Annotated in this window: 27 protein-coding genes; 7 read left to right on the top strand and 20 right to left on the bottom strand. The window is 66.4% G+C overall.

Annotated features, from left to right (window positions below):
- The first annotated feature begins 72 nt into the window (after positions 1-72).
- Both AC1DEZ_RS16720 and AC1DEZ_RS16725 read left to right on the top strand, forming a co-directional pair.
- A complete protein-coding gene (locus AC1DEZ_RS16720; RefSeq protein WP_476780059.1) occupies positions 73-1,758 on the top strand; it encodes an isocitrate lyase in 1,686 nt (561 codons plus the stop codon).
- A gap of 60 nt (positions 1,759-1,818) precedes the next feature.
- Positions 1,819-2,058, top strand: a complete 240-nt coding sequence (locus AC1DEZ_RS16725; protein ID WP_441509896.1) for a hypothetical protein — start codon at positions 1,819-1,821, stop codon at positions 2,056-2,058.
- Between the two features lie 111 nt (positions 2,059-2,169).
- Here the strand turns inward: AC1DEZ_RS16725 and AC1DEZ_RS16730 are convergent, their stop codons facing one another.
- From AC1DEZ_RS16730 to AC1DEZ_RS16805, 16 genes are all read right to left on the bottom strand, one after another.
- Positions 2,170-2,616: a hypothetical protein gene (locus AC1DEZ_RS16730; RefSeq protein ID WP_476780060.1), complete on the bottom strand. Its 447-nt coding sequence runs from the start codon at positions 2,614-2,616 to the stop codon at positions 2,170-2,172.
- A gap of 15 nt (positions 2,617-2,631) precedes the next feature.
- Complete coding sequence (locus AC1DEZ_RS16735; RefSeq protein WP_476780061.1) at positions 2,632-3,573, bottom strand: HlyD family secretion protein; 942 nt, start codon at positions 3,571-3,573, stop codon at positions 2,632-2,634.
- A complete protein-coding gene (locus AC1DEZ_RS16740; RefSeq protein ID WP_476780062.1) occupies positions 3,570-3,830 on the bottom strand; it encodes a DUF3302 domain-containing protein in 261 nt (86 codons plus the stop codon). Before AC1DEZ_RS16740 ends, AC1DEZ_RS16735 begins: the two co-directional genes overlap by 4 nt.
- Positions 3,817-5,124, bottom strand: a complete 1,308-nt coding sequence (locus tag AC1DEZ_RS16745; RefSeq protein WP_476780063.1) for a BatD family protein — start codon at positions 5,122-5,124, stop codon at positions 3,817-3,819. Before AC1DEZ_RS16745 ends, AC1DEZ_RS16740 begins: the two co-directional genes overlap by 14 nt.
- Entirely contained in the window at positions 5,121-5,762 is a 642-nt protein-coding gene (locus tag AC1DEZ_RS16750; protein WP_476780064.1) for a tetratricopeptide repeat protein, read from the bottom strand. The genes AC1DEZ_RS16745 and AC1DEZ_RS16750 overlap by 4 nt, the downstream gene beginning before the upstream one ends.
- Positions 5,759-6,676: a VWA domain-containing protein gene (locus AC1DEZ_RS16755; protein WP_476780065.1), complete on the bottom strand. Its 918-nt coding sequence runs from the start codon at positions 6,674-6,676 to the stop codon at positions 5,759-5,761. The genes AC1DEZ_RS16750 and AC1DEZ_RS16755 overlap by 4 nt, the downstream gene beginning before the upstream one ends.
- Positions 6,673-7,689: a VWA domain-containing protein gene (locus AC1DEZ_RS16760; RefSeq protein WP_476780066.1), complete on the bottom strand. Its 1,017-nt coding sequence runs from the start codon at positions 7,687-7,689 to the stop codon at positions 6,673-6,675. The genes AC1DEZ_RS16755 and AC1DEZ_RS16760 overlap by 4 nt, the downstream gene beginning before the upstream one ends.
- A gap of 2 nt (positions 7,690-7,691) precedes the next feature.
- Positions 7,692-8,174 carry a DUF4381 domain-containing protein gene (locus AC1DEZ_RS16765; protein WP_476780067.1) on the bottom strand — a complete coding sequence of 161 codons (483 nt, stop codon included), beginning with the start codon at positions 8,172-8,174 and terminating at the stop codon, positions 7,692-7,694.
- Positions 8,171-9,172 (bottom strand): DUF58 domain-containing protein, encoded by a 1,002-nt coding sequence (locus tag AC1DEZ_RS16770; protein ID WP_476780068.1) that lies wholly within the window; start codon positions 9,170-9,172, stop codon positions 8,171-8,173. Before AC1DEZ_RS16770 ends, AC1DEZ_RS16765 begins: the two co-directional genes overlap by 4 nt.
- 11 nt (positions 9,173-9,183) lie before the next feature.
- A complete protein-coding gene (locus tag AC1DEZ_RS16775) occupies positions 9,184-10,167 on the bottom strand; it encodes an AAA family ATPase (protein ID WP_476780069.1) in 984 nt (327 codons plus the stop codon).
- Between the two features lie 201 nt (positions 10,168-10,368).
- Positions 10,369-10,635: a hypothetical protein gene (locus AC1DEZ_RS16780; protein WP_476780070.1), complete on the bottom strand. Its 267-nt coding sequence runs from the start codon at positions 10,633-10,635 to the stop codon at positions 10,369-10,371.
- Positions 10,636-10,695: 60 nt separating this feature from the next.
- On the bottom strand, positions 10,696-11,655 hold the full coding sequence (locus tag AC1DEZ_RS16785) for a formylglycine-generating enzyme family protein (RefSeq protein WP_441509908.1): 960 nt from the start codon (positions 11,653-11,655) through the stop codon (positions 10,696-10,698).
- A 4-nt stretch (positions 11,656-11,659) separates the two neighbouring features.
- Positions 11,660-12,565, bottom strand: a complete 906-nt coding sequence (locus AC1DEZ_RS16790; RefSeq protein ID WP_441509909.1) for a polyphosphate kinase 2 family protein — start codon at positions 12,563-12,565, stop codon at positions 11,660-11,662.
- Between the two features lie 181 nt (positions 12,566-12,746).
- Positions 12,747-14,342, bottom strand: a complete 1,596-nt coding sequence (locus AC1DEZ_RS16795) for an arylsulfatase (RefSeq protein ID WP_476780071.1) — start codon at positions 14,340-14,342, stop codon at positions 12,747-12,749.
- 113 nt (positions 14,343-14,455) lie between these two features.
- Entirely contained in the window at positions 14,456-15,295 is an 840-nt protein-coding gene (locus AC1DEZ_RS16800; protein WP_476780072.1) for a hypothetical protein, read from the bottom strand.
- 125 nt (positions 15,296-15,420) lie between these two features.
- Positions 15,421-15,696, bottom strand: coding sequence for a hypothetical protein (locus tag AC1DEZ_RS16805; RefSeq protein WP_441509912.1), 276 nt, complete (start codon positions 15,694-15,696; stop codon positions 15,421-15,423).
- A gap of 147 nt (positions 15,697-15,843) precedes the next feature.
- On the opposite strand from AC1DEZ_RS16805, the gene AC1DEZ_RS16810 reads away from it, so the two are divergent.
- From AC1DEZ_RS16810 to AC1DEZ_RS16820, 3 genes are all read left to right on the top strand, one after another.
- Complete coding sequence (locus AC1DEZ_RS16810; RefSeq protein WP_476780073.1) at positions 15,844-16,866, top strand: SphA family protein; 1,023 nt, start codon at positions 15,844-15,846, stop codon at positions 16,864-16,866.
- 138 nt (positions 16,867-17,004) lie between these two features.
- Positions 17,005-17,478 (top strand): Cys-tRNA(Pro) deacylase, encoded by a 474-nt coding sequence (gene ybaK, locus AC1DEZ_RS16815; RefSeq protein WP_476780074.1) that lies wholly within the window; start codon positions 17,005-17,007, stop codon positions 17,476-17,478.
- 81 nt (positions 17,479-17,559) lie between these two features.
- The gene (locus AC1DEZ_RS16820) at positions 17,560-19,182 is read left to right on the top strand and encodes an ABC-F family ATP-binding cassette domain-containing protein (RefSeq protein WP_476780075.1); all 1,623 of its coding nucleotides are present in this window, start codon (positions 17,560-17,562) and stop codon (positions 19,180-19,182) included.
- 9 nt (positions 19,183-19,191) lie between these two features.
- Here the strand turns inward: AC1DEZ_RS16820 and AC1DEZ_RS16825 are convergent, their stop codons facing one another.
- The 4 genes from AC1DEZ_RS16825 to AC1DEZ_RS16840 form a co-directional block, all read right to left on the bottom strand.
- Positions 19,192-20,121 (bottom strand): glutaminase, encoded by a 930-nt coding sequence (locus AC1DEZ_RS16825; RefSeq protein ID WP_476780076.1) that lies wholly within the window; start codon positions 20,119-20,121, stop codon positions 19,192-19,194.
- Positions 20,122-20,201: 80 nt separating this feature from the next.
- Positions 20,202-21,392, bottom strand: coding sequence for a diguanylate cyclase domain-containing protein (locus tag AC1DEZ_RS16830; protein ID WP_476780077.1), 1,191 nt, complete (start codon positions 21,390-21,392; stop codon positions 20,202-20,204).
- 144 nt (positions 21,393-21,536) lie between these two features.
- A complete protein-coding gene (locus AC1DEZ_RS16835) occupies positions 21,537-22,328 on the bottom strand; it encodes a class I SAM-dependent methyltransferase (RefSeq protein ID WP_476780078.1) in 792 nt (263 codons plus the stop codon).
- A gap of 120 nt (positions 22,329-22,448) precedes the next feature.
- The gene (locus AC1DEZ_RS16840) at positions 22,449-23,204 is read right to left on the bottom strand and encodes a Crp/Fnr family transcriptional regulator (protein ID WP_476780079.1); all 756 of its coding nucleotides are present in this window, start codon (positions 23,202-23,204) and stop codon (positions 22,449-22,451) included.
- A gap of 164 nt (positions 23,205-23,368) precedes the next feature.
- Between AC1DEZ_RS16840 and AC1DEZ_RS16845 the strand changes: the two genes are divergently transcribed.
- Positions 23,369-23,650 (top strand): hypothetical protein, encoded by a 282-nt coding sequence (locus AC1DEZ_RS16845; RefSeq protein ID WP_476780080.1) that lies wholly within the window; start codon positions 23,369-23,371, stop codon positions 23,648-23,650.
- A 112-nt stretch (positions 23,651-23,762) separates the two neighbouring features.
- Positions 23,763-24,665, top strand: coding sequence for a transglutaminase family protein (locus AC1DEZ_RS16850; RefSeq protein ID WP_476780081.1), 903 nt, complete (start codon positions 23,763-23,765; stop codon positions 24,663-24,665).
- The last annotated feature ends 6 nt before the right edge of the window (positions 24,666-24,671 follow it).

A 24,671-nucleotide genomic window follows, 5' to 3' on the forward strand; every position in this document is an offset into this window, starting at 1 on the left:
TTCAGTCATTTTGCGCCGCAGCAATAGCGAATATTGTGTGAGTTATTCTTATCAAACGAGAGGGCTTTCGCAATGGATGTGATCGGTTTCGACCCAGTCGCCGGACATCGCGGGACGAACACCGCCGCCAAGGCGCAGGCGGCTCCGCGCAAAACCTATTCGGAACTGAGGGCCGAGCTTCTCGCCCGCTATCCCTCCGGCTTCGGCCCCGGCGGCGTCGCGGTGGATGACATCGTGCAGTTGCGGCAGCAGAACAGCTTCGACACGCATCTCGACATCGCCCGCGCCATGGCGAGCGTGGTTCGCCGCGACATGGCGATCTACGACGCCGACCCATCGCAATTCACGCAATCGCTTGGCTGCTGGTCGGGATTCCACGCCCAGCAGATGATCAAGTCGGTCAAGCGGCTGCGCGGCACGGCCAAGGGCGCGTATGTCTATCTCTCCGGCTGGATGATCGCCGGCCTGCGCAACCGCTTCGGCCACCTGCCGGACCAATCCATGCATGAGAAGACGGCGGTCGCCGACCTGATCGAGGAGATCTATGTCTCGCTGCGCCAGGCCGACGAGGTCGCGCTGAACGACCTGTTCCGTGCGCTGAAGACGGCGCGGGAGGCGGGCGACGCCAAGGCCGAGGCCGAGGCGATCGCGGCCATCGACGCGTTCGAGACCCATGTCGTGCCGATCATCGCCGATATCGATGCCGGCTTCGGCAACGAGCATGCGACCTATCTGCTCGCGAAAGAGCTGATCAGGGCCGGGGCCTCATGCCTGCAGATCGAGAACCAGGTCTCCGACGCCAAGCAGTGCGGCCATCAGGACGGCAAGGTCACGGTGCCGCGCGAGGACTTCATCGAGAAGCTGCGCGCCTGCCGCCTCGCCTTCGAGGAGCTCGGCGTGACCGACGGCGTCGTCGTCGCCCGCACCGACAGTCTCGGCGCCGGCCTCACCCAGAAGATCCCGGTCAGCCAGCAGCCGGGCGACCTCGCGGCGGAGTATATGAAATGGCTCAAGACCGAGCCGGTGACGGCCGAGGCGCCGCTGCGCGACGGCGACGTCGCGCTCTGGAAGGACGGCAAGCTCGTCAAGCCGGCACGGCTGCCCAACGGCCTGTTCCAGTTCCAGGAAGGCTCGGGGCGCGCGCGCGTCATCGAGGACTGCATCGCCTTCATCAACGACGGCGGAGCCGACCTGCTCTGGATCGAGACCGACACGCCCAACGTCAACGAGATCGCCTCGATGGTGGCCGAGATCCGCAAGGCGGCACCGAGCGCCAAGCTCGCCTACAACAACTCGCCTTCCTTCAACTGGACGCTGAACCTGCGCAAGCAGGTCCGGGCCGAGTGGCTGAAGGACGATCGCATCAAGGCCGGGGACTACCCGGACAACAATGCGCTGATGGGCCCCGATTTCGACGACAGCGAACTGGGGCGCGAGGCCGATGAAAGGCTCGCCCGCTTCCAGGTCGATATCTCGGCCGAGGCCGGCGTCTTCCACAACCTGATCACGCTGCCGACCTTCCACCTCACCGCGAAGAGCGTCGACGAGCTCTCCCGCGGCTATTTCGGGGCGGACCGGATGAAGGCCTATGTCAACACCGTCCAGCGCGAGGAAATCCGGCGCGGGATCTCGGCGGTGAAGCACCAGCACGAAGTCGGCTCCGATCTCGGCGACAGCTTCAAGGAAATGGTCGCCGGCGAGCGCGCGCTGAAGGCGGGCGGCCACGCCAACACCATGAACCAGTTCGCCGCCGCCTGATCCAATCGGCCGGCGCGCTCCCGCGCCGGCTTCTGCCCCATCAACCAGAGGGAGGCCGTCATGTCCCAGCCGGAATTCAAGATCGTCCCGAAGGCCGAACTTTCCACCGAGGATCGCGCCATCCACCGCCTTGCGGATGCGGTTCACCGCCTCAATGAGGCCGTCCAACGCGCGGTCGAGGCGGGCATTTCGATCGAGCTGGTGCGCGCCTCCCGCTTTCATGACGGCAGCGGCAACTGGGGCGACCAGATGGTGCCGCTGGTGCGCGCTCCCGCGGCGCCGGCACCGGCTCAGGGCTGAGGAAGACCGCCGACGAGGCCGAGGCGAGGACGCCCGGCCACCCCGCATTCGGTGCGGAGGTCGATCCGGGAAGTCGGCCCGCGCAGACCCTGATCTGCGCGGGTTTTCTCGTTATTTGAAGCCGATCAGCACGCCGTCCGCGCCCAGCGAAAGCTGCAGCCCCTTGCGGCGGGTGGCCAGCTTCAGGGTCACGCCCTTGTCGTTTCGCAGCCAGAGCGTGCCGCGCCCCTGGCCGCCAAGCGCCCAGCCTTCACGCAGCTGGAGATAGGCGCCCGGGAAGTCGTCGAGCCGGGTCAGCCCATAGACGGTTCCGTTCGCCGTCAGCTTCGATGCGCCGATGCCGCCGACGCCGAGGCCTCCGACAGTGATGCCGTAATTCCGCTTGCGGAAGTTGAGCGTGCCGCCACCCACCTGGCCAGAGCCGATGAACGCGACCTGGACTTGCTCGATATGGACCCTGCCCGTCGCCGGGCCAAGATTGCCCTGCTGCGCGCTGGCCGGCAGCGCCAGCATCAGGATCGCCACGAGCAGGGAAAGAGCTTTTGCAACGTGCTTCATCATGGTCTCCTCGCTTCAGAATGGATTGATGTAGTTGGTGATCGCGATCTGCCGCAGCAGGACCTTGCGGATCAGATGGGCCGGCTTGACGCGGTCGGTGAAGATCGCCGCCGTGCCTGTGCTGCCCGCCGGCAGAGAACGGGCGAAGGCTTCGTCGTCGAGCTTCACGCGCACCACGAAAGGAGCGGCCCTGATCGCGCTCGGCGTAACGGCGGCACCCGAGGTCTGGACTTGTCCGGTCGAGACGGCCTGCAGAATGCTCTCGACCTTGCCGGCCTGGACCGTTCCCGGCGTCATCTTGAAGGTGAGCTCAACCGGCTGGCCCGGCGCGAGATAGCGCGAATCGACCTGGTTGATCTCGACCCCCGTGATCGTGTCTGCCGTGTCGATGAAGGCCATGACCGGCGAGAGCGGCAGGCTGGAGACGCGAGCGCCCTTGCGCAACGCGACATTCGTGACATAACCGTCGGCCGGCGCGCGGACTGTCGTCTTGTCGAGATTCCATTTCGCGCCGTCGAGCTGGGCCCGGAGCTGAGCCACGGAGGCCTGGCGCTCCTCGACATCGAAGGCGCGGCCGGTGCCCTGGCTCTGCAATTGCGTCATCTGGACAAGGCGCGTCTCCTGGAGCGAAAGCTGCGCCTGGATGGCGTCGACCTGCGACTGGAAAGGCGTCGGATCGATCCGGAACAGGATGTCGCCCGCCTTCAACGGCTGATTGGCCTGAACGGGAACGTCGATCACCTCGCCGGCGACATCGGGAACGATCGCGACGGAGTTGCGGACGACAAGCACGCTGCCCTGCGGCGCGCCCCAGCCCATCGGGATGAAAAGGCCGATGAGCAGCAGCAGAAAGACAAGGACAGGCGAGACCTTCCAGAAGGAGTTGAAGGGCACGATCCTGAGTTTCACCAGGATGAAGAGCAGGGCGAGATAGGCGTTGAGGAGGACGACGATCATCGCGCGGCCTCCGCTCCGGAGGATGCGCGCTCCGGCCTCGCGGGGATATCGACATAGGCCCAGATCAGCACGGCCGGCCAGAGCACGAAGCCCAAGAAGAGCGTGATCCAGCCGCCGATCGCCACCGCCTCGGCCCAGGGATGGTTGCGTCGTCTTGCGACCATGCCGGGCCACATCGCCATGAAGACGATGACGAAGACCGTGCTGGCGGCCAGCACGATCAGGACGATCCAGGCGAAGAGATCAAGGCCGGACATCGCTGGACGCTTTGTTCATGCTCGCGCTCCAAGCAGTTGGATTCAGTGGTGGCAGTGAATTCCCGGAGCCTCGCAATGAGCCGTCGCTCCGCTTGCGAAAGGCGACTGCCGCACCCGCCAGCCGTTCCCCCATCTTGCGATCCCAGGTCGGGCCTGCGCCGAAGAGGCTGCGCTCGAGCAACGCGATGGCCGAGCCCAGTTCGCCGGTCGAACGCGCATGTAATTGCTGTTCGGCCGGCAGACGCTGGAGCCATTGAATGAGCGCGCAGTAGGTCGCTGAAGCATCTCCGGCCCTGGCTGTACGCGCCAGCTCCCGTCGCGCCGCGCCTTCCGATGCGCGGTGGCGCTGTTCGGCCCGCTGCCAGAGCGCGGCCAACCTCCCGCGCAGCAGGATCAAACCAAGAGCGAGTGCGGCGAGAATGAAGCCGGCTGCGAGCCATAGAGGTCTCGACGTCCAACCCAAGCGAACTTCGGGACGGCCCGCCGGCGCTGCGACCGTCACCGCGACGCCGGGCAGAGTTTCCGTCCGCGCCCGCTTGGCCGAGAGGCTCCACCAGGGCTGCGTCAGCGCCGGCAGATCATAGGCTCCAGCCTTCTCGAAGACATAGGTGACCTTGTCGGTGCGGTGGCCTTCGACGGCACCGCGCTCGCTGCGATCCTCGACGACCGGCGGATCGGCATAGATGCGCACGCCGTCAGGCGCGGCGAATGTGAACTCGGCCATGCCGAGCGCCGGCACGCCATCCGCCTGCCGCCGAATGGTCCGCACAAGCGCGCTCCCGGGCCTGAACTGCGCGGTCCGGGGATCCGGCGACCAGCTCTGCGCGACGCTGACGCCGTCGGCAGCGAGCACCGGACCAGACGGATCGAGACCGGGCGGCACCGTTACCGCGATCCGCATCGGCTCGCCCTTCGCCGCCCCGACGGAATCGCCATTGCGATCGAGCAGCGTCACATTCGGCGCGGGAACGGCTATCTCGCCACCGCGGCGCGGAAAGACGATGAATTCGAAGCTCTGGCCGACATAGTCCTGATCGTCGATCCGGTCCCGCATCGTCGTCGCCTGCGTCTCGAAGCGCAGGATCTGCGCGCCGGGTGCCTCGGGAACGCTGACACGCGGCGGATGAAGCATCTCGCCCGGAAACATGACCTGAACGTCGAGCCGCACCGGCTGGCCGATCACGATGCCCTGAGCGGGGCTGATCGTCGTGCGGATCACCGGTTGGCCCGCAGGGGCCTGCGCCCAGGCCAAAGCCGGGATCAGCGTCCAGACGAACGCCATGGCGAGCTTCATGGCGCCGCTCCCTCCGCTTGCGACTGGAGCTGATAGGCAAACTTGGCCCGCAGGAAATCGGCGGGCTGCGTCTGGACGCGCTTCAGCCAGAGAGCGCGGACCTGCTCGTCCGACATCGGCTTCTCGCCCTCGACCGTCGAATCCTCGCCGCCCTTCTTCGTCTTGTCGAAGACGATCTCGTCGGGCTTGTCGTCGGTGTTGCCGGTCTCGCCGCCCTCCGTCTTCTTCCGCTCGCCGCGGATACGGGCGATCTCGCGGTTGTTTACCGCCGCCGGCCAATCGGGGCGCAGCGCCAGCGCCCGGCCATAGCGCTTCATCGCGTCATCGTACTGACCGAGCATCACCAGCGCATTGCCCTGATTGAAGGCGCCTTCGGCCGTATCGCGCGCGGCGAAGGCCTGCGCCGCTTCCTTGAATTCCCCGGCCCGGAACAGCGCGACACCGCGCCAGAGCGGATCCCGAAACGCCTTCGCAGCATCCGCCGGACGGCTGCGGCTCATCAACAGCCGACCACGCTGATCGGGCGTCAGCCAGAGATCGCGCCAGCCGATCCGATATGCCGCAGCCGACAGTGCCAGGATCGCAACAAGCGCGATGGCCGCATAGGGAGAAGACCACAGTGAGCGGGCGCTTTTCATGTCAGCACCCAACCGCGGCGGAACCAGAGCAGGTTGAGCAGACCGAGCAAGGGGACCAGCCAGTAGCCGGCTTCCCGCCAATGCTCGCCCTCGCCCGCGACGCTGGCAGCGGCATCGCCGCTGTCGAGGCGGCGCACCACGGCGGCGACGTCCGTCTGATCCGGCGTGGTCGGAATCGTGGCGGCGCCCATAGCCCGCGCCGCATCGGCCACGCCGCTCGTATCGACCTCCGGCGGGACCAGGGCGAGCAGCGTCACGGCCGGCCCCTTGATCCGACCGAGATCGACGACCGCCTCGGGCGCGATCGTATCGGCCATGACCAGGATCGAGCCGCCATCGGCACTGCCTGCGAGCGCGCGCCCGGCCAGCTTCAGCGCCCCCGCGAGATCGTCGCCCTCCTTCGGCATGATGCGCGGCGAGAGCGCCTTGGCGAGATCGAGCACGACGCTGCTATCCGGCGTCGCCGGCAGCACGAGATGCGCGGAGCCGGCATAGGCGACGAGCGCCGTCGAAGCCCCTTCGCGCGCGGCCATGATGTCGGCGAGCTTCTGCCGGGCACGGTCGAGCCGCGTCGGCGCGAGGTCCTGCGTCAGCATCGAGGGCGTGACCTTCAGCACGACCGCGACGGCAGGCTTGGCCTGCGCGAAGGGCGAGGGCTCGCGCTGCCAGGCAGGGCCGGCCACGGCGAGCGTCGCGATGATCCAGGCGAGGAAGAGCCAGTCCGACGGGGTGATGCGCTGGTGCCGATCCGCGCCGACGAGGAGATAGGGCAGCAGCGCCGGATCGATGACGCGGCGCCATTGCTGCAACGCGTCGGAGCTGCGGCGCTCGATCAGCCACAGCGCCGCCGCCGGGAGCAGCGCCAAAAGCCAGAGCGGCCGCAGGAAATGGAAGGCGCCGAGTGCGTCCATCATCGCAGCGCTCCCGCGATCGCTGCGGGCTCGGACGCTCCCCGGCGCCGGTGACGCCGCAGAATGAACAGCGCCTGGGCCAGCATGCTCAGCACCAGCATGCCCGCCACCGGCACCCAGTAGATGTCGCGGCGCGGGCGAAAACTCACCGTATCGATATGACGGGTCTCGATCTCGTCGAGCCTGCGATAGATATCGGCAAGCTGGGCACGGTCGAGCGCACGGAAGAAGCCGCCGCCGGTCGTATCCGCGACCTCCTTCAGCGCGGCTTCGTCGAGCTTGTCCTCGCCCGCCGCCTGCGGATCGCCGACTGCGACCGTATGGATGACGATGCCCTTGTCCCTGGCGACGCGCGCGGCCTCGGCCGGCGGGACCTTGCTCATCGTGTCGTTGCCATCGGTCAACGCGATGATCGTCCTGGCCTTGACCGTGCTATGGGCGAACAGGCCGATCCCGAGGCCGATGGCATCGCCGAAGGCCGTGCGCGGGCCGGCCATGCCGACATCGGTGTCGCGCAACATCGTGCGGCACAACTCCAGATCGGTGGTGAAGGGCACGAGCGCGAAGGGTGCATCGCCGAAGACGACCACGCCGACGCGATCGCCCTTGCGGCGCGAGAGGAACTCGTCGAGCACCTGCTTCACCGCCGTCAGCCGATCCACAGTCTTGCCGGATGCGTCGACGAAATCCTTGGTGTCCATCGAACCGGAGAGATCGACCAGGACGAGCAGGTCGCGGGTCGGCACATCGTGATGCAGGGGCGGTTCGATCCATTGCGGCCGGGCGAGCGCGGCGAGCGTCAGGAACCAGGCCAGCGTCAGGAGCAGCAGGCGCCCGAGATGACGGCGCGCGACCACGCCGCCGGAATAGGGCTGCTCTCCGCTCAGCCGCGCCAGCCTGTCGAAGAAGGGCACCCGCAGGCCGGCGCGCCGTTCGGCATGGGCGGGCAGCGCGAACCAGACGAGCAGCGGCAGCGGCGCCAGCAATCCGACCCAGGGATAGGCGAAGGAGAGCATCGTCACCTCCGCCCTGAGACACGGCCGCGCTGGCCGCGCAGCCAGGCCTTCGCTTCTGTGGACAGCGCCACCTGAGCTTGAGCTTGCGCCCCGTCATTTGCCGCGAACAACGCATCGAGACGGGCGGCCAATCCGTCCATCGGCGTGCCGGAAGGTGCGGTCGCGCGGATAAAGGCCGTCCAGGACGCGCCGGTCAGGGCGGCTACGCGCTCGCGCCCATAGGCGACCATGGCCGCGCGCTTGAGCACGGCCGAAATGGCGCCGGCCGCATCGCCATCTCGCGCAGCGCTATCGACCTCCTTGGCGGCACGGCGCAGATAGGCGTCGGCGCGATAACGCTGCAGGGCGCGCCAGCCGAACACGGCGAGAGCCGCGACCGCAGCGCTTCCGACGATCCAGATGCCGACGGCCGGCGGCCAAAAGGCGAGCGCCGGCGGCAGCGCCAGATCGGCCATGTTGGCGAGATCGCCGGGATCGCCGCTCATGGCGATCTCCCGCTGGCGCTTGCGAGCCTCTGCGCCTGCCGCCGGCCGATCAGCTCGCGCATCTGCTCGGCCACGTCGCGATCAGGCGCGATCGGCAGCACCGGGATGGCGCGGCTGCGCGAGAGCCCCGCCATTCGCGCACGCCATTCCACACGCTCGTCGGAAAAGCGCCGGCGCAGCGACGCCCCGGAGGCATCGACCTCGATCTGCGCCTGCCCCGAGCTGAAGGTCGCCCTGCCGATATCCGGCAGATCCTGCTCCAGGGGGTCCTGGACGAAGACCGCAAGCACGTCGTTATGGGCGCAGAGACGGGTCACAAGCCGCCGGGTTTCCTCGTCCTCGCCGGCAAGATCGGAGATGACGCAGATCAGCCCGTCATGCTTCACCATGCGTGCAGCCGCGCTCAGCGCTTCGTTGAGCCGGCCCGGGCTGCGGTCGGATGGCGAGGCATGTTCGAGCGCCGCATTCTGCCGGGCAACCTCGCTGAGGACACGTACGGCACCCAGATCCCGGGCGCGCGGCTGGACCGTCACGACCTCATCGTCACCGAAGACGACGGCTCCGACGCGATCGCCGAGGGAGGTGACACGCCAGGCCGCGAGCGCGGCAGCCTCAGCAGCGGCAACCGACTTCATCGCCCGCCTGCTGCCGAAGAACATCGTGCTGCGCTGGTCGACAAGCAGGATGACCGGGCGATCGCGCTCCTCGGAATAGACCCGCACATGCGGGCTGCCGAGCCGCGCCGTCGCGAGCCAGTCGATGGTGCGGGTGTCGTCACCCTCGAAATAGTGCCGGAGTTCCTCGAAATTCAGGCCGCGCCCGCGCAGGCGCGAGGCGTGGCGGCCGGCGAGCAGGCTATGCACGGGCTGGCGCGGCAGGAAGCTGAAGCCAAGGGCGCGATGCTTGAGCCGAAGCAGGTCGTCGAGCGTGGCGAAGGCACGGGCTCCCGCGGCCGGAGCCGGCCCTCCCGTCCTCGCCCTCTCCCGCATCAACGCCATGACGCGCCTCGCTACGCCGCAACGGCGACCTGTTTCACCACCTCGTCGAGCACCGCATCGGCGCTGACGCCCGCGGCACCCGCCTCGTAGCCGAGCGAAATCCGATGCCGTAGGCAGTCATGCGCCACGGCCTGCACATCCTCGGGGGTGACGTAGTCCCGCCCCTGCAGCCAGGCATAGGTCCGCGAGCATTTGTCGAGCGCCAGCGTCCCGCGCGGGCTGGCGCCGACCGCGATCCAGTTCTTGAGGTGCTCGCCATATTCGGCGGGCCGCCGCGTCGCCGCGACGAGCCCGACCATATAGGCCTCGACAACACCCTTCGTCGTCACCCGGTCGATCTCGGCGCGGGCATCGAAGATCACTTGCTGCGGGATCGACGCGGCTGTCTCCGGCGGCCTCACATTCGCGGCGGCGGTCTCGGAGCGCACCAGCCGCATCACCTTCACCTCGTCGGCATCGGAGGGGTAGTCGATGCGAACATGCATCAGGAACCGGTCCATCTGCGCCTCGGGCAGCGGATAGGTTCCCTCCTGCTCGATCGGATTCTGCGTGGCGAGCACCATGAAGAGCGGCGGCAGGTCGTAGCGCTTGCCAGCCACGGTGACGTGGCGCTCCTCCATCGCCTCTAGCAAGGCCGACTGGACCTTGGGCGGGGCGCGATTGATCTCATCGGCGAGGATCAGGTTGCCGAAAACCGGGCCCTTGCGGAATTCGAACTGGCCATTGGCCCGCAGGATCTCGCCGCCGGTCACATCGGAGGGCAGCAGGTCCGGCGTGAACTGGATGCGGCTGAACGCGGATTCGAGATTGGCCGAGAGGCTCTTGATCGCCCGCGTCTTGGCGAGGCCCGGCAGTCCTTCGAGCAGGACATTGCCATTGGCGAGCAGCGCGACGACGATGCGCTCGACGACCCGCGCCTGCCCGATGATGTCGGCATTCATCCGGCTCTGCAGGTCATTCACGGTATCGCGCGCGGTCCGCCCGGCTCCATCCATGGCCCGATCCCTCAACTGCATCCGGATCGGACTGTGGCGAAAGCTGAGCTCAAGTCAGCCGCGTAACCGTTACGGCGGCAGGGGGCGGCCCGCGCCCGCGCCATGGCGAGAAGCGGCTCTGTGCGGCCCATGCCTGCGTCGTCAAGCGTGTAACCGTAAATGCCGGGTCGGGGCCGAAGCCCCGAACCGGCATCGCCGGCTTCAGGGAATCTTGGGAACGAGATCGTTGCCGAAGCTGTCCGTCTGGCGCGCGAAGCTGTTCGTGCCGGCCTGGATGTAGGCAGGTCCGCCGGCGCGCGCCGGGATCGGACCGGGATCAAGATAGCTGCGCGGCGGCGGCACCGACGTCACGCTGAGCTGCGGCTCCGGCGACGAAGCAGCCTCCTGGGTCGTACAGGCACCCAGCATGGCGGCGGGAACGATGAGCGTGAGCAAGGCGGAGAAACGGAGACTGCTGGTGTCGATCATGCGGATTTCGGCCTCAGCCGTCCTTTTGTCGCGCGTGGTTGCAGCTCATCTCTAGAGGGGTCAGCGCCCGCGGACAACACAGCGAAAGCCGACATGGCTGGTGGAGGTATCGATCGGTTCGGCGTGACGTGCCGCCGGCCGGTACCGCCGGCAATAATTCGGCGCGCAGAGATGGGAGCCGCCCTTCAGGACCTTGCGCGGGATGCGGATGTCCGGCATGCGCGGATCATAGCTCTCGGCTTCGGGGCCGCCGCGCGGATTCTGCGGCACGCAGCAGGCTTTCGGCGCATCGCCCTGATGTTGCACCGACCAGAAATCGGCGGTCCACTCCCAGACATTGCCGATCATGTCATAGAGGCCATAGCCATTCGGCGGGAAGGTCCCGACCGGCGAGGTACGGGCCCAGCCATCCTCCTTGGTGTTCTCGAAGGGGAAGTTCCCCTGCCAGGTATTGGCCATGTGCCGGCCACCCGGCATGAGCTCGTCGCCCCAGGCGAATTCAGAATCGTCGCGGCCGCCCCAGGCGGCGAATTCCCATTCCGCCTCCGTCGGCAGCGCCTTGCCGGCCCAGGCCGCATAGGCTTCGGCATCGCGATAGGCGACATGGACCACCGGGTGATCGTCCAGCCCCTTGAGCGAGGAGCCTGCGCCATAGGGCTTGCGCCAGGTCGCACCGAACTTGAAGGTCCACCATTGCGACCAGTCGCGCAGATCGACGGGATGCGAAGGCGGGTCGAACATCAGCGACCCCGCCCGCAACATATGCGGCAGGGCGCCCGGATAGTCCTTCGGGTCCGGGGCGATTTCGGCGAAGGTGACATGGCCCGTCGCCTCCACGAAAGCGCGGAACTGCCGGTTGGTGACCGGCGTCACATCGATCCAGAACGGGTCGACGCAGGCACGATGGCTCGGCGCCTCCTCGGAATAGTGCTTGTCCGAGCCCATCCGGAACAGGCCGCCGGGGAGATGCACCATTCCATCCGTCCCGGCGCGGGCCTCGATCTCCGCGGCATCTGCCATGGCCCTAGTCTCCCTTGCCGTTCTTGCGTTCGCCATCGGCGAGAAGCTGCTTGCGCGCCTTCGCCATCGCCTTGCGCAGATCTTCGTCGAAGGCCGGAAAGCGCGGGTCGAGCTTTTCAAGGCGTTCGACGATCGTCGCCGCCACGACGAGCCGCGTGAACCATTTATTGTCGGCCGGCACGACATGCCACGGAGCGACCTTCGTCGCGGTGGCGGCGATCGCGGCCTGATAGGCCCGCTGGTAGTCGTCCCAATGTTCCCGCTCGACGATGTCGTTCAGATCGAACTTCCAGTTCTTGTCTGGCTCGTCGATGCGCGCGAGCAACCGACGCCTCTGCTCCTCCCGGGAGAGGTTCAGGAAGAACTTCAGCACGACCGTGCCATTCCGCGCGAGATGTTTCTCGAAGTCGCGAATGCTCTCGAAGCGCTTGGTCCAGAGCTCTTCGCCGGCGGGCTCGGGCGGCAGGTTCTGCTTGCGCAACAAATCCTCATGGACGCGCACGACCAGCACCTCCTCGTAATAGGAGCGGTTGAAGATGCCGATTTCGCCGCGCTCCGGCAGTTTGCAGCCGGCCCGCCACAGGAAATCGTGGCGAAGCTCCGACAGGCTCGGAGCCTTGAAGGAATGCACGATGCAGCCCTGCGGGTTCACGCCCGACATGACGTGCTTGATCGTGCTGTCCTTGCCCGCCGTGTCGATCGCCTGCAGAACGATCAGGATCGACCAGCGGCGCTCGGCGTAAAGGCGCTCCTGGAGGTCGTGCAGACGCTTGACGCCGAGCTGCAGCAGCTCCTTCGCCTCGTCCTTCTCGATGTCGAGACCGCAGGTCTCGGCCGGATCGAACTGCTTCAGTCGGAAGCTGTCGCCATCGGCGACCCGGAAACGAGCGATGATGTCATCCGGCCGCATCGCCAGCCCTTTCTCGCGAAGATCGGCCGCGCAGGCAACGCCGCGGCATTCTGCTACACTTCCCTGCTTGGATCGCATGCCGCCCCAAGAGGGCGCAATCGCCATTTGCGACCACGCCCGTCCTCCGCCCCCGCGAAAGCTGGGGAGCCCGCCTTCGCAGGCCCCCTCGTTCGGCCGGCGGCTATTTTGAGGCGCCCGTGCGGTCCAGATTGCGCATCAGAGCATCCACCATCTGGTCGACGCTGAAGCTCGCCGGACGCTGGCTCGGCGGAAACTCCTTGAAGGTCTGCAGGAACGGCGCGACCTTCCAGACGCCGTATTGGATCAGATAGGCGTTCTTCGCGAGCCAGTCATAATACTGGTCCGAGACGATGTCGGCCCGCTCCATCGGGTCCATGCGCAGGTTGAAGACTTTCGGCGCGCGCAGGCAGGTGAAGGGGTTCGCCCAGACGATGAAACCGCCGGGCTGACGCTGCTCGCAGAACACGATCTTCCAGTCGTTGTAGCGATAGGCGACGAGTTCACCATCGTCATTGAAGTAGAAGAACTCGTTGCGGGCCGATTTTGGCTGCTGGCCGGTCAGGTAGGGCAGCTGATTGTAGCCGTCGAGATGGACCTTGGCCTGTTGGTTGCCGAGCGTCGTGCCCTTGGCGAGCTTGTCCTTGATATCGCCATCGCCAGCGGCGGCGACCAGTGTCGGGAACCAGTCGAGGCCGGAGACCATCTCGTTCGAGGCCTCGCCCGCCTTGATCTTGCCCGGCCAGCGGATCATTGCCGGGACGCGGAAGGCGCCTTCCCAATTCGTATCCTTTTCCGAGCGGAATTGCGTGGTCGCCGCATCGGGCCAGGACCATTGGTTGGGGCCGTTGTCGGTGGTGTAGACGACGATGGTGTTGTTGGCGACGCCGAGATCGTCGAGCGCCTTCAGGAGCTTGCCGACATCCTCGTCATGCTCGAGCATCCCGTCGGCATAGTCGTTGCCGGGCATGCCGCTGCGGCCCTTCATGGACTCGCGCACATGCGTGTAGACATGCATGCGGGTGGTGTTCATCCAGGTGAAGAAGGGCTTCTGCGCCTTCACCTGCCGCTGCATGAAATCGATCGCAGCCGCGGTGGTCTCGTCGTCGATCGTCTCCATCCGCTTGGCCGTGAGCGGGCCGGTGTCCTCGATCTTGCCGTCGGCGGAGGTCTTGAGCACGCCGCGCGGTGAATTGGATTTGACGAAATTGGCGTCGTTCTTCGGATAATAGGGGCGCTCCGGCTCCTCCTCGGCATTGAGATGGTAAAGATTGCCGAAGAACTCGTCGAAGCCGTGCCGGGTCGGCAGATATTCGTCGCGATCGCCGAGATGGTTCTTGCCGAACTGTCCGGTCGCGTAGCCCAAAGGCTTGAGCGCCTGCGCGATGGTGACGTCGCGGTCCTGCAGCCCGACAGTGGCGCCGGGGATGCCGACCTTGCAGAGGCCGGTCCGCAGACAGACCTGACCGGTGATGAAGGTGGAACGGCCGGCCGTGCAGCTGTTCTCCGCGTAATAGTCGGTGAACATCGTGCCTTCCCGGGCAATACGGTCGATGTTCGGCGTCCGGTAGCCGACGACCCCATGCGAATAGGCGCTGATGTTGCTCTGCCCGATGTCGTCGCCGAAGATCACGAGGATGTTGGGCCGGGCAGGGGCCGAGGCCGGGGCGGGTTGCTGGGCCTTTGCGGCCCCTGAGAGGCCCATGACGGTGGCCAACGCCGCCGCCGCCACCGCAGCCAGGAATTTTTGGCGTTCCATGAAATGCTCCTGGTTTCGCATCGCGACAGTGGAGACATTGCCGACACAGCGTTCGTCCGCGCACGCGATCGAATGCATCGCACGGGGGCATTCCGAGCTTAAGCTTGTAACAGTTACGGTCGCCCGGCGCCGCGCGCGTGCCGACGCAGGCCGATGGCGGCGGAGATCGCGCTCGTGGCTTCGGCGGCCAGGTTGTCGACGCGCTCATAGCCACATGCACCCGCGACCACATAGTCCCGGAAACTGGTGGCCAGGACTTCTCCGGTGCCGAGATCGCCCAGGCGCCAGGAATAGCGCATCGTGCTGTCGACGGGGCGCACGGCGATATCGAGCGAGAACGCCTCGTGCGGCGCGGAGTAGATGGCCTGGATCGACTCAACTGCCGCCCGGCGCTCATCCGACGGCACCACGCGGATGGAGAAGGAAGCCCTCTGCAGCATCATGGCAAGTGCATCGACGAAAAGCTCGGCCCGCGCCGCCATGTCGTCGTTGCCGCGCCCGGTATGGTCCTGCAGGATGACTTGCGGGGCGAACGACGAATGGTCGGCCCCGCTCTCGACAAGACCACAGCCAGCTTCGATACCGTCGACCACACAGGACCAGGCGAAAACCGGGACGTAACCGCCTTTAGGAAGTGAAATCCGGAGAGCGGCATCAGATCCGGCGCCTTCGTAATAGTACGCCAGGGCCGTTCTCAGGCGGGTCGCTTCGATCCTGACGATCGGATCCGTCGTCGGGTCAAAGGCTTCGTCACGGCCGAAAACATCGACCCCGATGGTGTAGGCCTTGATGCGATCGGCCGAGCCCTTGACGGCCTGCGTCACCACAAATGCGAGAAAGCGTCGGTTGCGCTCGGACAGGCGTAGATCATCGGAATTCAGCAGTACTTCGAGCGCTCCGAGAACCTGATCGGCTCCTGGTGGCTCCTGCCCGCTATTCAAGCTCTCGCCCATCGCTCAGCCCCGCTGCTGGACCGAAACCACGTCGATATTCGCTATATGCCGATCGCACTATGACTCTCTGTCAATCCCGTGGGCAAGCGCGAATACGCATGGCGCGCTCGCGAATCTTCCCTACCTCAAGAAAGTCGATTCAAGATATCTTGCTCTGTCGCAATCATCAGCGAGCGATATTCCTGCGACCGCTCGAGGGCGGCAGGAGCCGCAGACTTGTCCCAATAGGACGCCGCCTCGCAGGCGACCTCATAGGCTTCGCATAATTCCGCAATCCGCGCATCCCTGTCGAACAGGGTCTTGAGCGCCGCGCGTTTCTGTGGCCACCGAAGCATCAGGCGAGCCAGGCCGCGTCTTTGCGCCTTTTCCATCGGCCGCGCCTTCTTCAGTGGAACGGGCACGTCCACATTCTGGCTGAGGTCATCGCTTGCTGAACATCATGTAACCGTAACAATGCCGGTCCTGGGACCAGAAACGGAAAGACCGCGCTTCTTGACGACTGAAGCAAATCAGCCCAGCGTCGACGGCAGGGGTCAGGGAAATCGTTCATGCGGCGCATCGGTACGGCCGTCTTCGCAGCGACGGCGTGGGTCGTCGCCGGTGCAATTCCAGATACCGCATTCGCCACCGAGGGCGGCGCGAGCCTTTATGTTCCTGGATTTCGGGGACCCGGCGCAGGCATCGTCCCGCCGCCCGGCTTCTACTTCGAGAACGATTTCTATTCTTATTCGGGGCGCCTCTCGGCGAGCCGGCAGACGCAGATCGGCGGCGCCGTCCTGGCCAATGTGAAAGTCGAGGCGCGGGTCGATTTCGTCACACCGACCTGGGTAACGCCGATCGAGATTTTCGGTGGCAATCTGGGTTTCGCCCTGACCCTGCCGTTCGGCCAGCCCCGCGTCAGTGCGGGCGCGCTGATCGCCGCGCCCCGCCTCGGCCGCGCCTTCGGCGCAAAGCTGCGGGATTCGGACTTCCTGTTTGGTGACCCCGTTCTCACCAGCTTCGTCGGCTGGCATGCCGGCAACTTCCATTGGCAAGTCGGCGGCGCAGTCAACATCCCGTCGGGCACTTATCAAGACGGCTCGCTGTCCAACCTCTCGTTCAACCGCTGGATCGGCGACATCTACGCCGCCGCGACCTGGCTCGATCCGAAGATCGGGCTGGACATCTCCGGCGCGGTCGGCCTCGAGATCAACGGCACCAACGACGCGACCGACTACAAGAGCGGCAACGCCGTGCATGTCGACCTCGCCGTCAGCCAATATTTCAGCAAGGAATTCTCGGTCGGCGCGTTGTTCGCACATTACCAGCAGATCACCGGCGACAGCGGTTCGGGCGCGTCGCTCGGCCCCTATAAGGGCCGTGTGACCGCTGTCGGCGGCACGATCGCCTATTCCTTCGCCGTCGCCGGCACGCCGGTCACGGCACGCCTCAAAGTGCTGCGCGAGGTGAGCGTCGAAAACCGGCCACAGGGGACGATCGGTCTTTTCAGCATCGCGTTCCCGCTCGGCGCCGTCGCGCAGGCAGCGCCGCCGCCCGAGCCCGTGCCTGGCGCCCGTGTGGTAAAGTACTAGCCGACCGACGTCGAAGGATCTGCAGGAAGTCGCGGGCGCTGCGCTTTCCAAGTCGCCGGCAAGGGGGTACTTGGCTGTCGCGGTGAGTGCGCTCGCGCCCTGCACCGGTTCCGCCGCTAGCCCAGTATTCACCGGATCATGGCCCAGACGACCCCTGCCACCCAGGCATTGAAGCGGCTCGGCATCGGCTTCGAGCTACGCAGCTACGACTATGATCCCAATGCCGAGCGGGTCGGATTGCAGGCAGCCGAAGCGCTGGGAGAGCCGCCCCATCGCGTCCTCAAAACCCTGATCGCACAGGTCGACGGCAAGCCGGTCTGCATCGTGCTCGCCTCCGATCGCGAGGCCAGCATGAAGAAGGTCGCGGCGGCCTTCGGCGGCAAGTCGGCAGCGATGATGCCGGTGCCGGATGCCGAAAGGCTCACCGGCTACAAGGTCGGCGGCGTCAGTCCCTTCGGCCAGAAGCGCAAGTTGCCGACCATCGTCGACGAAGCGGCGTCCGGCGAGGCGCTGGTTTACGTCAATGGCGGCCAGCGCGGCCTGCAGATCGCGCTCACGCCCGCCGATCTCCTGCGTGCTGCCGACGCGCGCAGCGCCCCGCTCTCAACCTGATCGCGGCCTCGCGCCGCCTTTCCCACTCGCTCCCGATGGCTTAGTGGCACGGGGGCGCCGCTTCCCAGGGTTTCCAAACGAATGATTCGCCTCGAGAACATCAGCAAGCAGAACGGAAAGCAGATCGTCTTCATCGAGGCGTCGGCCGGGCTCCTCAAGGGCGAAAAGGTCGGCCTCGTCGGGCCCAACGGCGCCGGAAAGACCACGCTTTTCCGGATGATCACTGGCGAGGAAGGACCGGACGAGGGTCAGGTCTCGATCGATCGCGGCATCACCATCGGCTATTTCAGCCAGGATGTCGGCGAGATGTCCGGCCGCAGCGCGGTCGCCGAGGTGATGGACGGGGCCGGGCCGGTCAGCACGGTCGCGGCGGAGCTCGCAGAGCTCGAGGCCGCCATGGTCGACCCGGACAGGGCCGACGAGATGGAGGACATCATCACCCGCTATGGCGAGGTGCAGGGCCGCTTCGAGGAGCTCGACGGCTACGCCCTGGACGGGCGGGCCCGCGAAGTTCTGGCGGGCCTTGGCTTCAGCGAAGAGATGATGGAAGGCGATGTCGGCGCGCTCTCGGGCGGCTGGAAGATGCGTGTCGCGCTCGCCCGCATCCTGCTGATGCGCCCGGACGCGATGCTGCTCGACGAGCCGAGCAACCATCTCGACCTCGAAAGCCTGATCTGGCTGGAATCCTTCCTCAAGGGTTACGAAGGCGCGCTGCTGATGACCTCGCACGATCGCGAGTTCATGAACCGCATCGTCGGCAAGATCATCGAGATCGACGGCGGCGCGTTGACCACCTATTCCGGCGACTACGAATTCTACCAGCAGCAGCGCGCGCTGGCCGAAAAGCAGATGCAAGCGCAGTTCGAGCGCCAGCAGGCGATGCTCGCCAAGGAAATCGCCTTCATCGAGCGCTTCAAGGCCCGCGCATCGCATGCCGCGCAGGTGCAGAGCCGGGTGAAGAAGCTGGACAAGATCGAGCGCGTCGAGCCGCCGCGCCGGCGCCAGACCGTCGCCTTCGAGTTCCAGCCGGCGCCGCGCTCCGGCGACGATGTCGCCAGCCTCAAGAACGTGCACAAGGCCTATGGCAGCCGCAGCATCTATGAGGGGCTCGACTTCCATATCCGTCGCAAGGAGCGCTGGTGCATCCTCGGCGTGAACGGGGCTGGCAAATCGACATTGCTCAAGCTCGTCACCGGCGCGACCGAGGCCGACGCGGGCACCGTCACCGTGGGCAGCAGCGTCAAGATGGGCTATTTCGCCCAGCACGCCATGGAGGTGCTCGACGGCGAGCGCACCGTGTTCGAGGCGCTGGAAGACCGCTTTCCGCAGGCAGGGCAGGGCTCGCTCAGGTCGCTGGCCGGCTGCTTCGGCTTCTCCGGCGACGATGTCGAGAAGCGCTGCCGCTTCCTGTCCGGCGGCGAGAAGGCGCGCCTCGTGATGGCGATGATGCTCTACGACCCGCCGAACTTCCTCGTGCTGGACGAGCCGACCAACCATCTGGACATCGCGACCAAGGAGATGCTGATCACCGCGCTCTCGCAATATGAGGGCACGATGCTCTTCGTCTCGCACGATCGGCATTTCCTCGCTGCGCTGTCGAACCGGCTGCTGGAGCTGACGCCCGAAGGCGTCCACGCCTATGGCGGCGGTTACACGGAATACGTTGCGCGCACCGGGCAAGAGGCGCCGGGCCTGCGGAGCTAGACGTTCTCGCTAGCGCGCGAAGACCGACCAGCCGGTCGCCTCGGCCAGGCGTTCCAGCGCCTGCGTGCCGAGCAGCGAATTGCCGTTGGCGTTGAGGCCGGGCGACCAGACAGCGATCGCGGCCTTGCCTGGAGCGACGGCGAGGATGCCGCCGCCGACACCCGATTTGCCGGGCAGGCCGACGCGGAAGGCGAAGTCGCCCGAAGCATCATAGTGGCCGCAGGTCAGCATCAGCGCGTTGATGCGCCGCGCCCGCTGGGCCGAGACGACGCGCGGCCCGCCCGGTTCGTAGAGCCCGCCATGCATCAGGAACCGCCCGGCCATGGCGAGCTGGCGGCAGCTCATGGCGATCGCGCATTGATGAAAATAGACGCCGAGCGTCAGCTCCGGCGCGTGGGTGACGTTGCCGAAGGCCTTCATGTAGTTGGCGAGCGCGATGTTGCGGAAACCGGTCGCCTGCTCGGCCCGCGCGACAGCGTCGTCGATGACGATCCTGTCGTCATCCGCCAGGTAGCGCACGAAGCGCAGCAATTCGCCGATCGCGACGCGTGGCTCGTGGCCGGCGAGATTGATGTCGGCGACGACGAGCGCGCCGGCATTGATGAAGGGATTGCGCGGCACGCCCTGCTCGCGTTCGAGCTGAACGATCGAGTTGAAAGGCGTGCCGGAGGGTTCGCGCCCCACCCTGCGCCAGAGYGTGTCGCCGACCTTGCCGAGCGCCTGGGTCAGAGCAAATACCTTGGAGACGCTCTGGATCGAGAAGGGTTCCTCGCTGTCGCCGGCGGCGTGCACTGCGCCATCCGCCGTCACGACGCAGAGCCCGAACTGACGCGAATCGATGCGGGCGAGCGGCGGGATATAGGTCGCGACCTCGCCGCGCTCGCCGGCGTCGCGCATCTCGTCGGCAATGTCGCGGACGAGCCGCCCGATATCCGTCACGCCTGAGATCCCGGCTGCTGCGCATGGCAGGCAAGCCCGAGCGGGACCGCCGGGTCAAGCCCCTCCGCGCCGGCAACCGCTTATTGCAGGCGAAGCGTCCCGCCGGAGGAGGCGCCCCCGATCACCGGACGCTGCGAAGCGATGACGCACAGCGATTTGCCGCGCGACTTCGCCTGGTACAGCGCGGCATCGGCCGCGGTCATCAGGCTGTTCATGTCGCGGCCATGCTCGGGAGCGAGCGCAATGCCGACGGAGGCGCCGATATGGAGCCTGTGGCCGCTGTCGAGCTCGTAAGGCTCCGAGATTTCCCGCACGATCCGCTCGCCGAAGCGCTGAAGCTGAACGTGCTCGGTCTGCTCGGAGAGGACGACGAACTCGTCGCCGCCGATGCGCGCCGCGATGTCGGACGCCCGGACGAGGCCGCGCAGCCGCTCGGCCACCAGCTGGAGCAAAGCGTCCCCCGCCATATGGCCGTAGCTGTCATTGACGGCCTTGAAGCCGTCGAGATCGAGATAGACCAGGGCAAGCCCCTTGGGAGGCTTCGCATCGTCGAATTTCGTCGTGAAGGCCTTGGCCAACCCGGTCCGGTTCGACAGCCCCGTCAGCATGTCGTGCCGCGCGTGGAAGGCATTCTCGCGTTCCGCCCGCATGGTGGAGATCAGCATCCCGTTCAGCTTGTAGGCCGCCATCGTCATGCTGAAGAGATAGAACGGGATCTGCATGAAGGTGATGAGCATTATCGGCTCGGACAGGAAAGGCGCCGCAAGCACGCAGGGACCGAGCGTGAGTGCGACCATCACGCCGGCCATGCGCGGCGCCGCGAAATTTCGAAAGCAAATGCCGCCCACCATCGCAGCCGCCGACAGGCAGGCGAGCGTGGACGCCACCCAGTCGCCGCTCATCAGGCTCAGGAACGTGCCGGCGCCGATGCCGGCCGCCCAGGCGACGCCGAGCAGGAGATAGATGTCGGTGGGGGTCGATTGGCCGCGCGCGGCACGCTTGCGCGCCGCAAGCAGGACGCACAGGCGCACGACGCAGCAAACGATCTCGAAAGCACACCAGAGCGTGAATGGCAGGGTCGGGATGCGCCAGGCGATCAGGAAGGACACCGCCAGCGAGTTGATGACGCCGCCGGCGAAGATCGGCAGCGTGCCGTAGAGGCTTGCAACCAGCGCGCCCCGGATATCGGGGGGGACATCCGGGCCGGCATCCGCAAGCCAGCGCGTCACACGCCAACGCGGCAGGCTGAAACGGAGGACTGGGGCACTCATCGGCTGATCCGGCTCCTCTGGCGAGCAGGCCAGCGGAGCACCCGGTCGCGAAGGGTGCCTAGCAATCAGGGGTTACGATTCAGTGAGGAACGCCGCGCGAATCAAGCGTTGTATGCAATGCAGGGCTGCCGAAAACTCGGATCGTCACCGGATCTGGCGGTAGACCCAGACCCGCGCAGGCGGAATGTTGCGCAGCACCCAATCGGAGACGAAGGCCTTGAGGCCGGATCCCTTGCGCGGGATCGGCGAGATCACCGAATAGGTGAACTGGATGAACGGCGCGCCCTCGACAAGCAGCGGAAAGGCCTCGCGCGCCAAGGCCGTGCGGGTGGCCGGCGGCCGGTTGAACAGCGGCAGGCTCGAGACGAGCGCGATCGCCTTCTCGTGCAGATGGCCGGTGAGAGTCTTGGACAGGGCATACGCATCGCCCTGCACCACCGTCGCACGCGGAAAGCGCTGACGCAGGAGCTCACAGAACTCCGGGCTGTACTCGACGAGGATGAGACGGCTCTCGTCGATGCCACGCTCGATCAGCGCTTCGGTGACCGGGCCGGTGCCGGGGCCGATCTCGATGACCGGGCCGGGCTGTTCGGGATCGACGAAGGAGGCCATCCGCCGCGCGAGCGCCGGGCTCGACGGCGTCACCGAGCCGGTGCGCAGCGGGTCGTCGATCCAGGACTTGATGAAGCGGGCCTCGTCGCCGAGCTTCGCCCTGGCTTCGCTGACTCGACTCTTGAACTTCTCGGCGGTGCTGCGAACTTCGCTCTCGACCTTGTAGCGGACGGCCGCCACCTTGAGCTTGGCTTCGGCGACGCTGTCGACAAGGTCAGCCGCCGTCACCCGCACCTCGCCCTCGATCCGCGACGCCACGCGGGATTGCCCGAGGCGAGCGGCGAGCGACGTTGCGCGCGGACGATGACGGATCGTCGAAGACATGGCACCCCTTGATCGCCGCAGAGACGACGCGTCTGACGCAGCCGAACGTTACCTGCGCGGCATATGGGGTCAAGAGCGGCCGCCCGCCAAGTTCTTTTCCGCAGTTCCGGCAAAAAGCTGTCAGATCAACGGCCTCGGCGGCGAAGCCTGCTCGTAGACCGCAGCCATATGTGCGGTCAGGCGCGGGTTGAGCAGCGTCAGCCGCCCGCCCGAGAGCGAGAACAGCCCGGCCTTGCGCAGACGCGACCAGGTCTTGCTGGTGTGGACCAGAGACAAGCCCAGCGCATCGGCGAGCTGCTGCTGCGAGAGCGGAAAGGCGAAGCTGTGGTTGCTGACGAGGCCTAGCGTATCGGCGCGATGGTAGAGCGAGATCACCAGCGCGGCGATCCGCTCGCCCGCATTGCGCTGGCCGACCGTGGTCAGATTGTCGTCGATCAGGCTCTCCTCGCGTGAGCCCAGCCAGGCCAACTCATAGGCCAGCGTCGGCATTCTGACGAAGAGGTCCCAGATCCGCCTGCGCGGGAAGACGCAGAGCTCGACATCCGTGAGCGCTTCGATGCCGTGCTCGGCCGCGCTGAGCAGGGAAGCCTGCAGGCCTACGAGATCCCCCGGAAGGAGAAAATTGAGGATCTGGCGGCGCCCGTCTGGCAGGGATTGGTAGCGGAAGGCCCAGCCCGAATAGAGCGTGTAGAGTTCGGCATCCTCCTGGCCGGGGTGAATGATGTCGGCGCCGGCCGGAAGGCTGCGATGGTCGATCTTCATGGCCTGAATGAAGCGGATCTCGTCGTCTGCCTTGTCCTTGAAGGCGGGCTTGAGCCGCAGCGGGCAGGCAAGGCAAGGCGTTCCCAAGCGGCCCTGCTTACTGACGATGTTCATGAACCCACCGGTCCCCCCGACTCCGCCGCGGAACGCATCGGCAAGCGTCCAACGCGCAAGACGGCGGCGCGTTCCGAATCGGCTCCAAAGGAACCATCTCGGCTTCCGCTGCGTTTTCCTGTCGAAATCCGGCCCATCCGGGCCGGAAGCGTTGGGAGATGGACATGCCGAAAGCCAGCCTTGCCCCCGCTGTACGAGCCCTGCTTTTCTTCGGCTTCATGGGTGCGGCCGTCACGGGTCTGACCATCGGAGCGCAACTGCAAATCCCCTCCGACCAGAGTTCGACGAGCGTCGCCATGGCCAGGGGCGAACGCGACAAGGCCGCGGATCTCCGCTTCGCCGCGGTCGATTCCGCTGACCGGACGCGCAGCACGGCGAAGAGGGCGATCGCCTCACCGTCTCAGCAGGCGCTTGCAAGCGGGCCTATAACGCATGTCGTACGCTGAGCCTGCCAGCGGAACCTGACGCGGTTCCCCGCGTTAAACGCGCGGCGCATCCTCGCGTCGCACTTCAAGGCCGCCTCTGGCGGCTTATTTTTTGAGTGCAGGCAGAGCCCCCATGCTGCGTATCCGACACGCAACGACCTATCGCTATGCGCAGCCCGTCGCCTTCGGCCCACATCGGCTGATGCTGCGGCCACGCGACAGCTTCGACCTACGCGTCGTCGATACCGCCCTCTCGATCTCGCCGTCCGCCAGCCTGAGCTGGATGCACGACGCCTACGGCAATCCCGTCGCCATCGCGAATTTCGAGGCCGAGGCCGATACGCTCGACATCGTCAGCACCCTGATGCTCCAGCGCTTCGGCCCCGCCATTCCGCGCTCCGAGATCAAGCCCGGCACAGCGCTGACCGGGGTCGTCTACGGCGAAAACGAGCGGTCGGCGCTGCAGCCGTTCCTCGCTCTCGCCAGCGCCGACCCCGACAAGATGCTCGACCGCTGGCTCGCCGATTTCAGGGCGAGAACCGGCCAGGGCTCGGGCCATCTCCTGCGCGATCTCGCTCACGCGCTCCATGGCGCACTCAGCTACACCACCCGTTTCGACGAAGGCACGCAGCACCCCGTCGACACCCTGGAGAGCGGTTTTGGCTCCTGCCGCGACTACGCCTGGCTGTTCATCGAACTCGCACGGCGCATGGGTTTCGCCGCACGCTTCGTCACCGGCTACATCCATGACAGGAGCCCGGACGACGCCCTGCTGACCAGCGCGGTGGGATTGACCCATGCCTGGGCGGACGTCTTCATCCCCGGCGATGGCTGGGTCGAGTTCGATCCGACCAATGATCTCGTTGCCGATCGCCAACTCCTGCGCGTCGCAGTCGCCCGCGTGCCGGAGGATGCCTCACCCATCGCCGGCAGCTTCACCGGCCCGGCAGGGTCCTTCCTGGGGCTGAGCGTCGGCGTATCGATCGAACCGGTCGACGCGCCCCAAGCCGGATCGGATCTGGCTGAATCAATGTGATCGGCC

The sequence above is a fragment of the Allobosea sp. 10L422 genome (genome assembly GCF_056395345.1).

What these genes read in the sequence shown, in the direction of transcription:
- AC1DEZ_RS16720 (WP_476780059.1), top strand. Translation starts at nt 73, where the DNA reads ATGGATGTGATCGGTTTCGACCCAGTCGCCGGACATCGCGGGACGAAC.
- AC1DEZ_RS16725 (WP_441509896.1), top strand. Translation starts at nt 1,819, where the DNA reads ATGTCCCAGCCGGAATTCAAGATCGTCCCGAAGGCCGAACTTTCCACC.
- AC1DEZ_RS16730 (WP_476780060.1), bottom strand. Translation starts at nt 2,616, where the DNA reads ATGAAGCACGTTGCAAAAGCTCTTTCCCTGCTCGTGGCGATCCTGATG.
- AC1DEZ_RS16735 (WP_476780061.1), bottom strand. Translation starts at nt 3,573, where the DNA reads ATGATCGTCGTCCTCCTCAACGCCTATCTCGCCCTGCTCTTCATCCTG.
- AC1DEZ_RS16740 (WP_476780062.1), bottom strand. Translation starts at nt 3,830, where the DNA reads ATGTCCGGCCTTGATCTCTTCGCCTGGATCGTCCTGATCGTGCTGGCC.
- AC1DEZ_RS16745 (WP_476780063.1), bottom strand. Translation starts at nt 5,124, where the DNA reads ATGAAGCTCGCCATGGCGTTCGTCTGGACGCTGATCCCGGCTTTGGCC.
- AC1DEZ_RS16750 (WP_476780064.1), bottom strand. Translation starts at nt 5,762, where the DNA reads ATGAAAAGCGCCCGCTCACTGTGGTCTTCTCCCTATGCGGCCATCGCG.
- AC1DEZ_RS16755 (WP_476780065.1), bottom strand. Translation starts at nt 6,676, where the DNA reads ATGATGGACGCACTCGGCGCCTTCCATTTCCTGCGGCCGCTCTGGCTT.
- AC1DEZ_RS16760 (WP_476780066.1), bottom strand. Translation starts at nt 7,689, where the DNA reads ATGCTCTCCTTCGCCTATCCCTGGGTCGGATTGCTGGCGCCGCTGCCG.
- AC1DEZ_RS16765 (WP_476780067.1), bottom strand. Translation starts at nt 8,174, where the DNA reads ATGAGCGGCGATCCCGGCGATCTCGCCAACATGGCCGATCTGGCGCTG.
- AC1DEZ_RS16770 (WP_476780068.1), bottom strand. Translation starts at nt 9,172, where the DNA reads ATGGCGTTGATGCGGGAGAGGGCGAGGACGGGAGGGCCGGCTCCGGCC.
- AC1DEZ_RS16775 (WP_476780069.1), bottom strand. Translation starts at nt 10,167, where the DNA reads ATGGATGGAGCCGGGCGGACCGCGCGCGATACCGTGAATGACCTGCAG.
- AC1DEZ_RS16780 (WP_476780070.1), bottom strand. Translation starts at nt 10,635, where the DNA reads ATGATCGACACCAGCAGTCTCCGTTTCTCCGCCTTGCTCACGCTCATC.
- AC1DEZ_RS16785 (WP_441509908.1), bottom strand. Translation starts at nt 11,655, where the DNA reads ATGGCAGATGCCGCGGAGATCGAGGCCCGCGCCGGGACGGATGGAATG.
- AC1DEZ_RS16790 (WP_441509909.1), bottom strand. Translation starts at nt 12,565, where the DNA reads ATGCGGCCGGATGACATCATCGCTCGTTTCCGGGTCGCCGATGGCGAC.
- AC1DEZ_RS16795 (WP_476780071.1), bottom strand. Translation starts at nt 14,342, where the DNA reads ATGGAACGCCAAAAATTCCTGGCTGCGGTGGCGGCGGCGGCGTTGGCC.
- AC1DEZ_RS16800 (WP_476780072.1), bottom strand. Translation starts at nt 15,295, where the DNA reads ATGGGCGAGAGCTTGAATAGCGGGCAGGAGCCACCAGGAGCCGATCAG.
- AC1DEZ_RS16810 (WP_476780073.1), top strand. Translation starts at nt 15,844, where the DNA reads ATGCGGCGCATCGGTACGGCCGTCTTCGCAGCGACGGCGTGGGTCGTC.
- ybaK (WP_476780074.1), top strand. Translation starts at nt 17,005, where the DNA reads ATGGCCCAGACGACCCCTGCCACCCAGGCATTGAAGCGGCTCGGCATC.
- AC1DEZ_RS16820 (WP_476780075.1), top strand. Translation starts at nt 17,560, where the DNA reads ATGATTCGCCTCGAGAACATCAGCAAGCAGAACGGAAAGCAGATCGTC.
- AC1DEZ_RS16830 (WP_476780077.1), bottom strand. Translation starts at nt 21,392, where the DNA reads ATGAGTGCCCCAGTCCTCCGTTTCAGCCTGCCGCGTTGGCGTGTGACG.
- AC1DEZ_RS16835 (WP_476780078.1), bottom strand. Translation starts at nt 22,328, where the DNA reads ATGTCTTCGACGATCCGTCATCGTCCGCGCGCAACGTCGCTCGCCGCT.
- AC1DEZ_RS16840 (WP_476780079.1), bottom strand. Translation starts at nt 23,204, where the DNA reads ATGAACATCGTCAGTAAGCAGGGCCGCTTGGGAACGCCTTGCCTTGCC.
- AC1DEZ_RS16845 (WP_476780080.1), top strand. Translation starts at nt 23,369, where the DNA reads ATGCCGAAAGCCAGCCTTGCCCCCGCTGTACGAGCCCTGCTTTTCTTC.
- AC1DEZ_RS16850 (WP_476780081.1), top strand. Translation starts at nt 23,763, where the DNA reads ATGCTGCGTATCCGACACGCAACGACCTATCGCTATGCGCAGCCCGTC.